This window comes from Phyllobacterium myrsinacearum (assembly GCF_014138285.1).
GTDB lineage: Bacteria > Pseudomonadota > Alphaproteobacteria > Rhizobiales > Rhizobiaceae > Phyllobacterium > Phyllobacterium myrsinacearum_A.
On record NZ_JACGXN010000001.1, the window covers coordinates 1,554,885 to 1,569,722 of the forward strand.

General features: G+C 54.9%; 18 protein-coding genes. 13 read left to right on the plus strand and 5 right to left on the minus strand.

Annotation, left to right across the window (positions count from 1 at the left end; all coding sequences use genetic code 11):
• Nucleotides 1-185: 185 nt before the first annotated feature.
• From FHW16_RS07700 to FHW16_RS07730, 7 genes are all read left to right on the plus strand, one after another.
• Nucleotides 186-695, plus strand: coding sequence for a prolyl-tRNA synthetase associated domain-containing protein (locus FHW16_RS07700; RefSeq protein ID WP_182548481.1), 510 nt, complete (start codon nucleotides 186-188; stop codon nucleotides 693-695).
• A gap of 59 nt (nucleotides 696-754) precedes the next feature.
• Nucleotides 755-1,735, plus strand: a complete 981-nt coding sequence (gene trxA / locus FHW16_RS07705; RefSeq protein ID WP_182548482.1) for a thioredoxin — start codon at nucleotides 755-757, stop codon at nucleotides 1,733-1,735.
• A 67-nt stretch (nucleotides 1,736-1,802) separates the two neighbouring features.
• Nucleotides 1,803-2,465 carry an LON peptidase substrate-binding domain-containing protein gene (locus FHW16_RS07710; protein WP_182548483.1) on the plus strand — a complete coding sequence of 221 codons (663 nt, stop codon included), beginning with the start codon at nucleotides 1,803-1,805 and terminating at the stop codon, nucleotides 2,463-2,465.
• A 17-nt stretch (nucleotides 2,466-2,482) separates the two neighbouring features.
• Nucleotides 2,483-2,677 (plus strand): Trm112 family protein, encoded by a 195-nt coding sequence (locus FHW16_RS07715; protein ID WP_348643860.1) that lies wholly within the window; start codon nucleotides 2,483-2,485, stop codon nucleotides 2,675-2,677.
• Nucleotides 2,678-2,752: 75 nt separating this feature from the next.
• A complete protein-coding gene (locus FHW16_RS07720; RefSeq protein WP_182548484.1) occupies nucleotides 2,753-3,325 on the plus strand; it encodes a TetR/AcrR family transcriptional regulator in 573 nt (190 codons plus the stop codon).
• Nucleotides 3,326-3,392: 67 nt separating this feature from the next.
• Nucleotides 3,393-3,815, plus strand: a complete 423-nt coding sequence (locus tag FHW16_RS07725; protein WP_182548485.1) for a metallopeptidase family protein — start codon at nucleotides 3,393-3,395, stop codon at nucleotides 3,813-3,815.
• Between the two features lie 88 nt (nucleotides 3,816-3,903).
• Nucleotides 3,904-4,260, plus strand: a complete 357-nt coding sequence (locus tag FHW16_RS07730; protein ID WP_182548486.1) for a YunG family protein — start codon at nucleotides 3,904-3,906, stop codon at nucleotides 4,258-4,260.
• On the opposite strand, the gene FHW16_RS07735 is transcribed toward FHW16_RS07730, so the two are convergent.
• Together FHW16_RS07735 and FHW16_RS07740 are read right to left on the minus strand one after the other, a co-directional pair.
• The gene (locus FHW16_RS07735; RefSeq protein ID WP_182548487.1) at nucleotides 4,254-4,460 is read right to left on the minus strand and encodes a DUF1737 domain-containing protein; all 207 of its coding nucleotides are present in this window, start codon (nucleotides 4,458-4,460) and stop codon (nucleotides 4,254-4,256) included. The two genes, FHW16_RS07730 and FHW16_RS07735, sit on opposite strands and share 7 nt — an antisense overlap.
• Entirely contained in the window at nucleotides 4,457-5,341 is an 885-nt protein-coding gene (locus FHW16_RS07740) for an HpcH/HpaI aldolase/citrate lyase family protein (RefSeq protein ID WP_182548488.1), read from the minus strand. The genes FHW16_RS07735 and FHW16_RS07740 overlap by 4 nt, the downstream gene beginning before the upstream one ends.
• A 151-nt stretch (nucleotides 5,342-5,492) precedes the next feature.
• Between FHW16_RS07740 and leuD the strand changes: the two genes are divergently transcribed.
• Complete coding sequence (gene leuD, locus FHW16_RS07745; protein WP_182548489.1) at nucleotides 5,493-6,098, plus strand: 3-isopropylmalate dehydratase small subunit; 606 nt, start codon at nucleotides 5,493-5,495, stop codon at nucleotides 6,096-6,098.
• Between the two features lie 103 nt (nucleotides 6,099-6,201).
• Here the strand turns inward: leuD and FHW16_RS07750 are convergent, their stop codons facing one another.
• Entirely contained in the window at nucleotides 6,202-7,236 is a 1,035-nt protein-coding gene (locus FHW16_RS07750; protein ID WP_182548490.1) for an aspartate-semialdehyde dehydrogenase, read from the minus strand.
• Between the two features lie 559 nt (nucleotides 7,237-7,795).
• Between FHW16_RS07750 and FHW16_RS07755 the strand changes: the two genes are divergently transcribed.
• Entirely contained in the window at nucleotides 7,796-9,679 is a 1,884-nt protein-coding gene (locus FHW16_RS07755; RefSeq protein ID WP_182548491.1) for an MFS transporter, read from the plus strand.
• A gap of 68 nt (nucleotides 9,680-9,747) precedes the next feature.
• Here the strand turns inward: FHW16_RS07755 and leuB are convergent, their stop codons facing one another.
• Nucleotides 9,748-10,860, minus strand: coding sequence for a 3-isopropylmalate dehydrogenase (gene leuB, locus FHW16_RS07760; protein WP_182548492.1), 1,113 nt, complete (start codon nucleotides 10,858-10,860; stop codon nucleotides 9,748-9,750).
• Nucleotides 10,861-11,074: 214 nt separating this feature from the next.
• Here leuB and FHW16_RS07765 point away from each other — a divergent pair, with 214 nt between their 5' ends.
• The 3 genes from FHW16_RS07765 to FHW16_RS07775 all read left to right on the plus strand — a co-directional run bounded on the left by FHW16_RS07765 (nucleotide 11,075) and on the right by FHW16_RS07775 (nucleotide 13,684).
• Nucleotides 11,075-11,461: a hypothetical protein gene (locus FHW16_RS07765; protein WP_182548493.1), complete on the plus strand. Its 387-nt coding sequence runs from the start codon at nucleotides 11,075-11,077 to the stop codon at nucleotides 11,459-11,461.
• Between the two features lie 115 nt (nucleotides 11,462-11,576).
• Complete coding sequence (locus FHW16_RS07770; protein ID WP_182548494.1) at nucleotides 11,577-12,251, plus strand: response regulator; 675 nt, start codon at nucleotides 11,577-11,579, stop codon at nucleotides 12,249-12,251.
• On the plus strand, nucleotides 12,248-13,684 hold the full coding sequence (locus FHW16_RS07775; RefSeq protein WP_182548495.1) for a sensor histidine kinase: 1,437 nt from the start codon (nucleotides 12,248-12,250) through the stop codon (nucleotides 13,682-13,684). The genes FHW16_RS07770 and FHW16_RS07775 overlap by 4 nt, the downstream gene beginning before the upstream one ends.
• A gap of 9 nt (nucleotides 13,685-13,693) precedes the next feature.
• Here FHW16_RS07775 and FHW16_RS07780 read toward each other — a convergent pair whose 3' ends face one another.
• Entirely contained in the window at nucleotides 13,694-14,164 is a 471-nt protein-coding gene (locus tag FHW16_RS07780) for a MarR family winged helix-turn-helix transcriptional regulator (protein WP_182548496.1), read from the minus strand.
• A gap of 161 nt (nucleotides 14,165-14,325) precedes the next feature.
• On the opposite strand from FHW16_RS07780, the gene FHW16_RS07785 reads away from it, so the two are divergent.
• Nucleotides 14,326-14,748 (plus strand): organic hydroperoxide resistance protein, encoded by a 423-nt coding sequence (locus tag FHW16_RS07785; RefSeq protein WP_182548497.1) that lies wholly within the window; start codon nucleotides 14,326-14,328, stop codon nucleotides 14,746-14,748.
• Nucleotides 14,749-14,838: the final 90 nt, after the last annotated feature.

A 14,838-nucleotide genomic window follows, 5' to 3' on the forward strand; every position in this document is an offset into this window, starting at 1 on the left:
CAATTGCAACAGTGAATTTTCGACTTTATGACGATAATCAAAAAAATTCTCGAATGGTTGCGTTTGCCTTAAGGTTGAACACGCCTTTAATGGCGATATCATTGGGTTTTCGCTTGAGAGCGTGCGCCGAAGCTATTAGGACAAGAAAAGTACATTTCCTGATCACCGGTGTTGTGAGAACCAGAATGCCCAAGACATACGACGAGCTGATGCAGAAACTCGACGATCTCGGGATCAATGTGTCAACGATTCGCCATGCACCGGTTTTCACCGTCGCCGAGGCACAGGATTTGCGCGGACAGGTTCCCGGTGCCCACACCAAGAATCTTTTCCTTAAAGACAAGAAAGACAATTTCTTCCTTGTTACCGTTGGAGAGGAGGCACAGGTCGATCTTAAGACCATTCATACGAAGATTGGTGCGGCAAGCCGCGTATCCTTTGGAAAGCCGGAAAAGCTGCTGGAGTATCTTGGCCTTGTTCCTGGTTCCGTGAGTGTTCTGGGTGTGATCAATGACGACGAGCACCAGGTGAAACTGGTGCTTGACGAAGATCTTATGCGCAATGACATCATCAATGCGCATCCGTTGAGCAATGATGCGACAACATCCATCGGACGGGACGACCTTCTACGTTTTCTCAAGGCAACCGGGCATGAGCCTCTGATCTTGAAAATTGACGAAACGAACCCAACCTGAGTGCAGGCTAAGAGTCAGCCGAGGCGAACTTGCTGACCAGCGGATGCGGGAGAAATTTCATGAGTAATACAGACAACCCGTTCAGTGGCGGCTATGGCAGCGCGCCTGGCACGACAACTGTGTCCTACGGGAGCGCAGCCACACCTACGCCCGCAAAGCCTGTTGGCGCCTTGATCAAGGATACGACTACCGCGGAATTCTCCGCTGATGTAATTGCTGAATCAAAAAATCAACCGGTTCTGGTGGATTTCTGGGCCCCGTGGTGCGGTCCGTGCAAGCAATTGACACCCATCATCGAAAAGGTTGTCAACGCAGCGGGTGGGCGCGTGAAGCTGGTTAAAATGAACATTGATGAGCATCCGTCCATAGCGGGCCAATTGGGTATTCAATCGATACCGGCTGTGATCGCCTTTTCTGGCGGTAAGCCTGTCGACGGTTTCATGGGCGCCTTGCCGGAATCCAAGGTACAGGAGTTCATCGATCGCATTGCCTCACCGGAGGGTGGCAAGGATGAGGCTATTCAATCGGCGTTGGATGCGGCTGGCCAGGCGGTGACCGCAGGCGACACGGAACAGGCAATACAGATATATTCGGCCGTTCTTGGTGAGGTGCCTGATCATGTCGTGGCACTTGCCGGATTGGCAAATTGCCTGATTGAACTGGGTGATCTGGATCAGGCCAAGGCTGTTTTGGAGCAGGTTCCTGCGGACAAGAAGGAAGATGCGGGCGTGCGTGCGGCAGAAGCAAAGATTGCCCTGGCCGATCAAGTGACCAAGCTCGGGGATCCTGTCGCACTTGAGGCACAGCTCAAGGAAAACCCGAAAGATCATCAGGCGCGTTACGATCTCGCCATGATCCTGAACGCCACCGGACAGCGGGACGAGGCGGCAGATCATCTTCTCGCCATCATGAAAGCCGATCGTGCATGGAATGATGATGGCGCCCGCAAGCAGTTGTTACAGTTTTTCGAAGCGTGGGGCCCGGCTGACCCAGCTTCACTCTCCGCGCGCCGAAAACTGTCTTCACTGCTGTTTTCCTGAGTGAAATAGGGCACAATAGCGATTGACCCCCCCCCTCAACGGGCTGGATCAATCACCGGAGCTGGCAATGCAAGCAGGAAATGTTCGTTATCGGACGCTGGACAATATTCCGGAAAGTGTGCCGATTTTTCCGCTATCAGGAGCACTGTTGCTTCCAGGCGGTCAGTTGCCGTTGAACATCTTCGAACTGCGTTATCTGGCCATGGTGGACGCGGCTTTGAGTGGCAAGCGGGTGATTGGCATGATCCAGCCACGCCTTGATCAGAGCGACGAAGACGCGGATGAATTATGCGAGGTCGGATGCCTTGGGCGTATTACGTCGTTCGCCGAGACAGGCGATGGGCGATTGCTGATCACATTGCAAGGCATTTGCCGCTTCCGGATTGTCAAGGAACTCTCCACCCGGATGCCGTTCCGTCAATGCAAGATTGCGCCGCTTCTGGCCGACCTAGACGAAGCCGATGATTCAGAAGTGGACCGAATTGCGCTTCTGCGCGTTTTCCGGGCTTATCTTGATGCCAATAGTCTTGAAGCGGATTGGGACGGAATTTCCCGGGCGGGCAATGAAACCTTGGTGAATGCATTGGCCATGATGTCGCCCTTTGGCGCTGCGGAAAAGCAGGCCCTACTGGAAGCAGCTGATTTGAAAACCAGAGCCGAGACTTTGATTGCGATCACCGAAATCATGCTGGCCAAAGATCAGGACGACTTTCAGTCGAACCTGCAGTAACTCTGAAGGAACGACCTGTGATCGAACCAAAACACGAACCCGCTATTGATCGGAAGTTGCTTGAACTTCTGGTTTGCCCGCTGACCAAGGGACCGCTTGTTTACGATCAGGAGAGGTCGGAGCTGATTTCAAAATCGGCTCATCTTGCCTACCCCATCCGGGATGGGATCCCGATCATGCTGCCATCCGAAGCGCGGACAATCGAAGAGTAGTTATTTTTCTGCAAATTTTCCAGGAAACTGCCAGAATGCGAGTCAGTTAAACAACTGATACTTCGGAGTGGTTGCATGGCCAAACGAAACGACAAGCGCGATATTCTCGTTGCTACGGCAGCCGGGTTGTTCTGGCGTCAGGGTTTCACGGTGACAAGTCTTGCTCATATAGCAACAGAATCCGGCATCCCGCTCGGCAATATCTACTACTACTTCAAGACCAAGGCCGAGCTAGCGCGCGGGGTTGCCGATATTTTTGTGGCTGAAACCGAAGACATGCTGACGGAAATTGTCGAAGCGGATCAGGATCCGCGCAAACGGCTGCTATTGCTCATTGAAAAGCTGGTACATTCCCTGAAAAGCCGTGTCGAAAATGGATGTCCAATTGCATTGGGAATACGGGATTTCCGCCACGAATCGCCGGAAGCGGCCGAACGAGCGGCAGAAGTCTTCAGTCTCCTCATCGGATTCATTGGTCGGGAACTCGGGCGAACAGGGCTGCGTCCTTCAGCTGCACTGGGAACCGCCCGTAATGCGCTCGCCGAATGGCAGGGCGGCATCATGCTCGCTCATGGCCTGAAGGATCCGACAGTTCTGGCCGAGAGCTTTCGGCGGATGGAGCGGTTGTTGGTGCCAACTCGCGGCTGATGTATCGGCGCTCGCATCATGGACACAAAAGCACTATATGAGGCCGTGACGTGCTCCAGGAGTTTGAATGGCCAGAAGTAACCAAACCGCAGATTGGGCGAACCGCCTGTCGCCTGCCCTAAGCGAGATTGAATCACTCGCAATTGAGGCCTATGCGCACTTGCCAGAAGATTTTCGCGCCTTGTGTATGGATATCACCATTCAGGTGTCCGAATTTCCCGATGACCAGATTGTCGAGGACATGGGACTCGAATCGCCCTTTGACTTACTGGGCTTGTTTGAGGGCAGGGGTATAGGCGAACGGTTCTCACTTCAAACTGGCGAGAAGCCGAATACCATCACAATCTACCGTCGTGCTGTCCTCGATTATTGGGCGGAGTATGAGGAAGCATTGGGGGATATCGTGACTCACATTCTTATCCACGAGATCGGTCACCATTTCGGCCTGTCGGATGAGGATATGGATCGGATCGAGGCGAGTGTGGAATAAAAGATGCGTTGAAAACGGTGTATGGTTTTCAGCACACCCCTGTTATGCGTTCTCCATCAACTCTTTCTGATTCGTGAGGAGGCGTGACTTGACGGATTATCCAACCCCTGTTGAGCTCTATCAGGTATTGAAAACGGCGTGGAGTCTTGAAAGCTCAAGCTCATGGACGCATGAAAACCCCGCCAAGGGACAGTGCAGTGTCACATCTCTTGTGGTTCAGGATTACTTTGGTGGCTTGATTCTGAAAACCAAGACGCACGGCGGGACGCATTTCTACAATCTGATCGATGGTGTGCGATGGGACCTTACCATCAGCCAGTTTGACCGGCCCATTCCTTTCCAGGACCAGCCAGCCTCGCGCGAAGATGCCATGGTGGATACCTCGGAACAGCAATATCAAAAACTCAAAGAGCGCCTGATCCTGAATGGTGTTGCGGATCAATAATCGCTGAGCTTAATCCCCGGTTCGTAATCAACGCCGTCGACGTCTTTCACGACCGCCTGACCGCACTGCATGACGCCCGTCACGGTATTGAATGCATAGGTGGGTGAACCATAGATATGCCAGCCTTTGTTCACGGCTGCCGTCACCTTATGACAGAAGCTGGCATCGTCGGGACCGGTCAAGAAGCGGTACAGTTTCATAGTCTGTCTCCTGTCATTTGTACTTTGGCCATGATCTTCTCTGCGTTGGCAAGATGCAGGCGCTCAATCATTTTCCCATGCAGGGCGATCACGCCCCTGTTTGCATTTTCCGGAAGGGCGAATGCAGCGATGATCGACTTTGCATCGGCAATGGCAACGTCATCAGGCTGAAAGGCGCCGTTCGCAGCACCGATCTGCGCAGGATGGATCAGCGTTTTACCGTCAAAACCCATTTTCGCACCTTGGGTACATTCTGCCGTGAAACCGTCGATATCGGCAAAGTCATTATAGACGCCATCGATCACATCCAGCCTTCCGGCTTTGGCACAAAGAACGATCTGCATCAGCCATGGAACAAGATAGGCACGGTTATCACCGGCGCTTGTGCCCGTTTCCTTGGCGATATCGTTTGTACCAACAACGAAACAGTCCAGGCGGCCGGTGGAGCGCAAGCCCAATTCAGCAATCTCGTCCGCGTTAAGAATGCCGCGCGGCGTCTCGATCATTGCCCACAGCCGAACGTTCTCGGATGCGTCGGTTTCTTCGAGTATTTCGGTGACACCGGTTATATCCTGTGGTGTCTCCACCTTGGGTAACAGGATCGCATCGGGCTTGCAGGCGCGGGCGGCCAGAAGATCTTCAGCACCCCATTCGCTCGCAAGCGCATTGATGCGGATGATCCGTTCCGCCTTGCTTGAGAGATTGGCGCGGAAGTAGTGGCGCAGAGCTTCGCGTGCGTCGTCCTTGGCATCTGGGGCGACGGCATCTTCGAGATCGAAAATAACCGCATCAGCATCAAGACTTGCAACCTTGGCGAGAGCCTTGGCATTCGAGGCGGGAACGTAGAGCACAGAGCGGCGAGGGCGAAAGGTTTTACGCATGTCACTTTTTTGCATTGAACGGCAAGCCAAGACAAGTGCTATAGCATGCTTTGGCCTGCCCCAATCTGCCACAGGGGGAAAGTCTTTGATTCACCGTCAAGCTGGTGTAAAGCCAACATACCGACTTTACCGAACACCATAGGCAGAGATTATGGACAAGTTTACCAAGCTGACCGGCGTTGCCGCCCCGTTGCCGATTATCAATATCGATACGGATATGATCATTCCGAAGGATTACCTGAAGACGATCAAGCGCACGGGACTTGGTACTGGGCTCTTTGCCGAAATGCGCTACAATGACGATGGTTCGGAGAATCCCGATTTCGTCCTCAACAGACCAGCCTATCGCAAGGCGCAAATTCTGGTGGCCGGCGATAATTTCGGCTGCGGTTCCAGTCGTGAGCACGCACCTTGGGCGCTGCTTGATTTCGGCATCCGCTGTGTCATCTCGACCAGTTTTGCCGACATTTTCTACAATAATTGCTTCAAGAACGGTATCCTACCAATCCGCGTCAGCCACGAGGATTTGGACAAGTTGATGGATGATGCGCAGCGCGGTGCCAACGCGACGCTGTCGATCGATCTGGAAGAGAAAACAATCAGGGGTCCGGATGGCGGTCAAATCAGCTTTGATCTTGATGAGTTCCGCCGCTATTGCATGCTGAATGGCCTTGATGATATCGGCCTAACCATGGAAAAGGCGTCGAAGATTGACAGTTTCGAGGCAGCCAATGCCGAAAGGCATCCCTGGGCCTGATTTGTGGTCAATTATGGAATAGAGCGCATCGATACTGTCGATTGGCTCAATGAAAAAGGGCGCAGAAACTGCGCCCTTTTCAATTTTAAGGATGTGGCGTGTTTCAGGCCGCAAGCTGCTTTGGCTGGATCAGCCCGCGTGCGACGAGAAGTTCAGCGATCTGAATGGTGTTGAGGGCCGCACCCTTGCGCAGGTTGTCCGAAACAATCCAAAGCGACAGACCGTTCTCGACTGTGATGTCTTCGCGGATACGCGAGATATAGGTGGCATCTTCACCAGCAGCTTCGTAGGGCGTGATGTACCCGCCATCTTCATGCCGATCAATAACCAGACAGCCAGGTGCATTGGAGAGAATCTCGCGGGCCTCTTCTGCGCTCATGGGGCTTTCAAACTCGATGTTGACAGCTTCCGAATGGCCAATGAAGACGGGTACACGGACACATGTCGCTGTCAGCTTTATCTTGGGGTCGAGCATCTTCTTGGTCTCGGCGACCATCTTCCACTCTTCCTTGGTGTAGCCGTCTTCCATGAACACGTCGATATGCGGGATGACGTTGAAGGCAATCCGCTTGGTGAACTTCTTGGCTTCCACCGGATCGGCAACGAACACCGCCCGTGACTGCTGGAACAACTCATCCATGCCGTCCTTGCCAGCGCCGGAAACCGACTGGTAGGTAGCGATAACGAGACGCTTGATCTTCGCCTTGTCGTGCAGCGGCTTTAGGGCGACGACGAGCTGCGCTGTGGAACAGTTCGGGTTGGCAATGATGTTCTTCTTGGTAAAACCGACAATTGCGTCCGGATTTACTTCCGGCACGATCAGAGGCACGTTTGAATCGTAGCGCCATGCAGAGGAATTATCGATGACGACGCAACCCTGCGCGCCGATCTTTGGCGACCATTCCTTCGAGACGTTGCCGCCCGCCGACATCAGGCAGATATCGGTGTCGGAAAAGTCATAGGTCTCGAGGTTTTTGACCTTCAGCGTGCGGTCGCCAAACGACACTTCGGTTCCCTGTGACCGGCGCGAGGCAAGCGCCACAACTTCACTGACCGGAAAGCCGCGCTCTTCCAGTATTGTCAACATTTCGCGGCCCACATTGCCCGTGGCGCCTACAACCGCAACCTTGAAACTCATCTGTGCTATCTCCTGTCCCTCACCGCTCTTTGCAAAAAACCCGCTGGCCACTGCGGGTCTTTTCCCCCGGGCCGGACCCGGGAGGGGGCGAGCAGGCCAAGGGAAATCAGACCGTTTTGGTGGTCGTTTTGGCCGGCATTTTGGTGGAAAGAACAGACGCGCCTGCGCATCCGGCATGAATGCCGGAACCGCTCGTCAAAAAGTGTGCAGTTGATTCGCTGCTCACGGGGGCGTCTCCTTAACCTGCCACGCTTGTAGCGGCTTTCCAAAAAGAGTCAATTGTCCATTCAAAAGAGAAGAATATGTCGCGTTACGCACAATTTTAAACTTTCGTCGTAAAAACCGGTCTTTGCTTTCTGAAATATTTGTTCAACACTTGGATGGTGCATGGGGTGCATGACCTTTGGGGGGAGTTCCGGAGGACATTCACCGGCGTATGGTCGGTTTGATTGCCTGGGCTTGGCGGACAGATCATACGCAGTGACAAAACTAAAGAGCGTGACCGGACCTTGGGGCGCGGACGCTCTGGCGTAGATGCTGTTTTCTGGGAGGAAATGAAATGGCGACCACTTCTGTGGCTGGTGATGCCAGCCGGGGTATGACGCGGGAAGAGAAGAAAGTTATCTTCGCTTCTTCGCTCGGGACTGTTTTCGAATGGTACGACTTTTACTTGTACGGTGCATTGGCTGGTTTTATCGGCATAGCCTTCTTCGGTGAATATCCCGAGGCAACCCGCAATATCTTTGCGCTGCTGGCCTTCGCGGCAGGCTTTCTCGTCCGTCCGTTCGGAGCGCTGGTGTTTGGTCGTGTCGGCGATCTCGTCGGGCGCAAATATACGTTCCTTGTCACCATCCTGATCATGGGTCTGTCGACCTTCCTGGTCGGTATTCTTCCTGGCTCCGGTACTTGGGGCATCGCGGCACCGATCATCCTGATCGCCCTGCGCATGCTACAGGGACTGGCACTCGGCGGTGAATATGGCGGTGCGGCCACTTATGTGGCGGAGCACGCACCAAAGAACCGGCGTGGTTATTACACGTCATGGATCCAGACAACGGCGACGCTCGGTCTGTTCCTATCACTGGTCGTGGTTCTTATTGTGCAAAACTGGCTCGGCAAGGAAGCTTTTGCTGCCTGGGGCTGGCGCATTCCCTTTATTCTATCATTCGTATTGCTCGGCATCTCCGTGTGGATTCGTCTCTCCTTGAGTGAATCACCTGCCTTCAAGAAGATGAAGGAGGAGGGCAAGGGCTCCAAGGCGCCGCTGACGGAAGCATTTGGTCAGTGGAAGAATGCCCGGGTTGCCCTGCTCGCCCTGTTCGGCCTCACCGCCGGTCAAGCCGTTGTCTGGTATTCCGGCCAGTTCTATGCGCTGTTCTTCCTGCAGAACGTGCTGAAAGTGGACGGCCAGACGGTCAATATCATGATCGCCATTGCGCTGCTGCTCGGTACCGGCTTCTTCGTCTTCTTCGGCTGGCTGTCAGACAAGATCGGCCGCAAGCCGATCATCATGGCCGGTCTTGCCTTGGCAATCCTTACCTACTTCCCGCTGTTCAAGGGTCTGACGCAGGCTGCCAATCCGGCACTGGCACAGGCTGAAGCAACGGTACGTGCAACGGTAACCGCAGCACCCGGCGATTGTACATTCCAGTTCAATCCGGTCGGTACAGCCAAGTTCACCAGCTCGTGCGATATTGCCACATCGTTCCTGTCGAAGAGCTCGGTACCATACGAAGTGGTCAGCGGTCCTGCCGGACAGCCAGCCACGATCAAGCTCGGTGATACGCTCATCCCATCCTACGACGCTGTTGCTGCCGGTCCGGATGCTGCAGCCAAGAATGCCGTGCTGACGCACGATCTCAACCTTGCCTTGCAGAAGGCCGGTTTCCCGCTGGTGCGGGCTGCTGCGAAGGTGCCGGATGTGAAACTGGATGGCTTCATCAAAGCCAATCCTGAGCTCAACCTTGATGCAACAGCTGTTCGTGCCGGTGAAAAGGCTGTCACGCCGGTTGCGGATCTCGTCAAGGCGAAGCTGATCACGGCAGAACAGGCAGCCGGTGCCACTGATATGGCGGTTTACACTGTGCCCAATGGCGGCTTGTTCAGCGTGGTTGCTGACCCTAAAGCCGTGAACTGGCCGATGACGATCGCGATCCTGTTCGTGCTCGTGATCTACGTGACGATGGTTTACGGTCCGATTGCTGCGATCTTGGTCGAGATGTTCCCGACCCGTATCCGCTATACCGGCATGTCGCTGCCCTATCATATCGGCAACGGCTGGTTCGGTGGCCTGGTTCCGGCTATCGTTTTCGCAATGAGTGCGGCCAAGGGCGATATTTACTATGGCCTGTGGTACCCCATCGTCATTGCAGCCATGACGCTGGTGATCGGCCTGATCTTCGTCCGCGAAACCAAGGGTGAAGATCTGAACGACATCAAGTAATCAGCCGCTCAACAAAAAGCCCGGCGCGAGCAATCGCGCCGGGCTTTTCTTTGTCCAAATTCTCGCGGTCAGGCAGCAAGTGCCTTGAACTTGGCCAGGATTGCATCGCCCATCTGGGTTGTGCCGACCTTGGTGCTGCCTTCCGACATGATATCGCCTGTGCGTATGCCATCGCCAAGTACACCGGCAATCGCGGCTTCCAGACGGTCGGCTTCTTCCACCATGTTGAAAGAATAGCGCAGGCACATGGCAAAGGATGCGATCATGGCGATCGGGTTGGCAGCGCCTGTCCCGGCAATATCCGGAGCGGAACCGTGTACCGGCTCGTAAAGTGCCTTGCGGCTGCCGGTTTTGCCATCCGGAGCGCCGAGGGAGGCGGATGGCAGCATGCCGAGTGAACCCGTGAGCATGGCGGCGATATCTGACAGCATGTCGCCGAAGAGATTGTCAGTGACAATCACGTCGAACTGCTTGGGCCAGCGCACCAGCTGCATACCACCGGCATCCGCCAGCATGTGTTCGAGCTGGACGTCGGAATAGCGCGCCTTGTGATTGGCGGTAACGACTTCGTTCCACAGAACACCTGATTTCATGACGTTGCGCTTTTCCATCGATGTAACCTTGTTGCGGCGCGTGCGCGCCAGCTCGAAGGCAACACCCGAAATACGTTCGATCTCGTACGTATCGTAGACCTGCGTATCGATACCACGCTTCTGGCCATTGCCGAGATCAACGATCTCCTTTGGCTCGCCGAAATAGACGCCGCCGGTCAATTCGCGCACGATCAGAATATCGAGGCCCTCGACAACGTCCTTCTTGAGCGAAGAGGAGTCGGCAAGTGCAGGATAGCAGATGGCAGGACGCAGGTTTGCGAAGAGCTCCATGTCCTTGCGCAGGCGCAGGAGACCAGCTTCCGGACGCACGTCGTAAGGAACGCTGTCCCACTTTGGACCACCTACGGCGCCGAAGAGAACGGCATCGGCAGCCATAGCCTTGGCCATATCAGCATCGGAAATCGCTTTGCCGTGGGCATCATAGGCGCAACCGCCGACAAGACCTTCCTCCAGTTCGAATCCGCTTTTGAGTTCCGCATTCATATAGGCGATAATCTTGCGGACTTCGGCCATTGCCTCTGGTCCGATACCATCGCCGGGAAGAAGAAGGAGCTTTTTCGATGCCATTTCGGGAATACCTCTAGGAGCGTTTGAAAGGGATGGCGGTTCCTTAGCGCAAGTTCAGCAAAGAAGGAAAGCTTTCTGCGAAATTTTCTGCCAGCCAATACGGCCTGCAATGATTTGTGAAGCCGAGGTCATATCGCTGTAACCCTCCGGTAATGTCGGTGCAATCTTCGCAGCCTAGTTCCGAGCATGAATTTTATTGATGGGGGTTTTCCACATGTTCATGCGCAATGCCCACAAGCGGGCGGTCGCAGCCGTGTTTCTGATCGCAGCAGTGGCTCTGGCCGGATGTGCATCCGATATCATGAAAAACTATATCGGTCAGCCGCTTGAATCGGTTGTTATCGATTACGGCCCGCCAACAGAAGTTCTGGAGCTTGGAAACGGGGAGCGCGCGTATCAGTGGCGCAAGATTTCGACCAATGCGGTGTCCGGGACATCCACTGGTGAGGTCCGCGATACAAGGCATGGCAGGCGGTTTATCGAAACTGAAACACCCGGTTATGTCGAGCAGAAGGAATGTTTCTACACGTTCTATGCGCGGTCATCCGGTGGTCGCTGGTACATAACCAATTTCCGCAAACCAAAACTGGAATGTGAGTGATCCTGTTCTGGCGGCTGCGCCGAATGAGCGACGCTGTTTTTAGCTGCAAGGCATGATAGAGATTTTACCGCCACAATCGGCCAATGCGCCGACTTTCTACGAACGGAGAATTTGAATGCGCATCTTGCTGCTTGAGGACGAGCCAGAAATGGCTTCGGTCCTGAAGGCCGCGCTGGAGCGTCGCGATGTGGTCGTCGATCATGTGTCGACATTGGCCGATGCCGAGGCCATGGCAAATTTCGGCCCCTACGACGCCGTAGTACTGGACCGGCGATTGCCGGATGGCGAAGGCTTAAGCCTCATTCCGCGGTTGCGGGCGCTGCACGTCGATGCTCCGGTAATTATACTGACTGCCATGAGCAGTCTGAGCGACCGTGTCGCCGGACTTGACGCGGGAGCCGACGACTACATGGTCAAACCCTTCGCAACGGAAGAGTTGATGGCCCGACTGCGCGCATTGCACCGGCGGCCGGTCACGTTGCGTGCGGAGCAGACTGTCGTTGGCCGACTGACGTATGACTTCCGCCATCGTGAGGCGTTGATTGATGATCAACCGCTTGAATTGCCGCGGCGGGAGAGGCTGGTGCTTGAGACATTGATCCGCCGGCCCGGTCGAACGGTATTGCGCGGGACGCTCGAAGAATCCGTATATGCCATGGATGATGAAATTGGCTCCAACGCCCTTGATGCCCATGTATCGCGTCTGCGGCGTAAATTGGAAGACGTGGCCGCGGGTGTCGAGATCCGGGCTATACGCAATCTTGGCTATCTGTTGCGGGCAACCGGATGAAGAAAACTCGCCCGCGTTCACTGCAATGGGTTCTGGTGCGCAGGCTCATTTTGCTGCAGGCGGCGACACTGCTCATCTTTATTGGCTTATTCTCATTGGTGTTGTGGGTTGCCAATCCCAAGCTGCTCGTCGACAACGAGGCCGCAGTGGATATTCTCAAGAGCGCAATTGATCGAGATGCCAATGGCAAGCTGATCGTGCATGAAACAGAAGAATTGAAGGCGTTTCGTGAAGAGTTCCCCAAGCTTTGGTACATTGCCCGCGATTCAAACGGTGAAGCCGTGCAACAGGGCGATATTCCTGTCGGCTATGCCAACGACACCAGCGATCTGTTGAAAGCTGTAGACCATGCCACGCTCGGCTTTCGCGAAGGGGATCTGCGTCCAGAGGCCGTCGTCTCAAAGATTGACACCAGGGCTGGTCCCATACAGGTCATCACTTCGACACGGGCATCTCGTGATGAAAACGAGGGTCTGGAAATCAATATCGACATGCAAGTCGATATGGCTCGAAATCCGGACGGCACGACCGCCTGGATAAGGGTTGTTCCCGTCCTTATCATTGTTGTTGTAGCGCTGCTTCTGCCGATCATCATTGTGATGGGCGTGACAACACTGGTGACAACACCGGCCGTCGTTCGCCGGTCTTTGGCGGGATTGGTTGCTACAGCCACTCAGGCGGGGCGTATCGACATCAATAACCGCGCCATGCAATTACCGATCGAACAGGTGCCGCTGGAAATCACACCACTGGTCCAGGCATTCAACCACGCACTTGCCCGGCTTGGCCAAGGGTATGACCAGCACAACCGCTTTCTGACTGATGCTGCCCACGAGCTGCGCACGCCCATTGCGATCCTGCGTACCCGCGCGGAACTTCTGACCGAGGATCCGCAAAGCGCGCGTCTGCTGCAGGATATTGAGCGCCTTTCGCATCTGGCGCAGCAGTTGCTCGACCGGCAGTTGCTGGATCAGCCCGTGGGGCCGGGCGAGGTGGTCAATCTGGTCGAACTGACGGGTCGGCTCGTTGCGGATTTTGCACCATTGGCCATTGCTGCTGGGTACGATCTTTCGTTTGAACCGGCATTGAAACCCGTCTACGCACGGGTCAACAACTTGCAGATCGAGCAAGCTGTCGCCAATTTGATCCGTAACGCAATTGAACATTGTGACGGCACGGGGAACATCACCGTTCTGGTTGACGACTCCGGTGGTATCGAAGTGCGCGATGAAGGGCCCGGCATCCCCGAAGAGGAGCATGAACATGTGTTCGAGCCCTTCTACCGTTTGCGCCCGCGTTCCAGCGGCGCCGGACTTGGGCTTAACCTCACCCGACAGATTGCCCGGCTGCACGAGGGACGCGTCGATATCCTGATCGGGCAGTGGTCCGGTGCCCGGATCCGCATGCAATTACCATTGGAGAAGGCGGCCTGACCTATCCGGTCATTTCGCCTCTTCGATGCTCTCCAGCAGATTGTCCCGCATGGTCATCAGTTCCGCTCTCAGCCCCGTCGCCTCATCCATAGTGCAGCCGAAAGCCTTCCCCATGGCGACGGGTACCGCCTCGGCCTTCGCCCGCATTGCCTGTCCTTCGGCAGTCAGGGCGATTAAAACCTGACGCTCGTCCACCGTATCACGGCGGCGGGTGATCAATCCTGCGGTCTCGAGCCGTTTCAGCAAAGGGGTCAGCGTGCCTGAATCCAGGCTGAGTTTTTCCCCAATTGCCTTGACGGTCTGGTTTTCCCGTTCCCAGAGGACCACCATTACAAGGTACTGCGGATAGGTCAGACCAAGCGCGGCGAGCCGAGGCTGATAGGCCCGCGTCACTGCATTGGCGGTGGAATAGATGGCAAAGCACAGGAAGTTCTCCAGATTGAGCAGCGATTCCTGATTGTTTGCGGCTGTCTTTTCCATTGTCATCACTCCGTCTGTGTTCCCCCATATAACATACAATGCAATTAAATTGCGCATCATTTAATTTTTCATAACTCATACGTAATTTCCTATTGCGCACAATTTAATTGTGTGCAATTTAATGTGCATCGAACAACCTAACTCAACCCAAGGAGCCTACCATGAGCATTCTCTACACAACCAAAGCGACAGCAACTGGCGGACGTGACGGCACTGCATCGAGCGAAGATGGCCGCCTGAAAGTGACATTGTCGACGCCAAAGGAATTGGGCGGCAACGGCGCAGATGGCACAAATCCCGAGCAGCTCTTTGCTGCTGGCTATTCCGCCTGCTTTATCGGCGCAATGAAGTTTGTTGCTTCGCAGAAAAAGATCAAGCTGTCTGATGATACGTCAGTCACAGCCACAGTTGGCATCGGCCCGCGCGACGATGGCAAGGGCTTTGGCCTTGACGTGGCTTTGGCCGTGTCACTTCCGGGTATCGATGCAGCCGTCGCCCGCGAGATCGTTGATGGCGCGCACATCGTTTGCCCTTATTCGGAAGCTACGCGCAGCAATCTGAACGTTCGCCTCTCGATCAACTAAGACACCCGGGCGTTGCAACAGGAATGAAGACCATGAGCAAGACCGGACTGACAACACGCCGTTCCTTCCTGACAGCCACCGCCGCGTTCG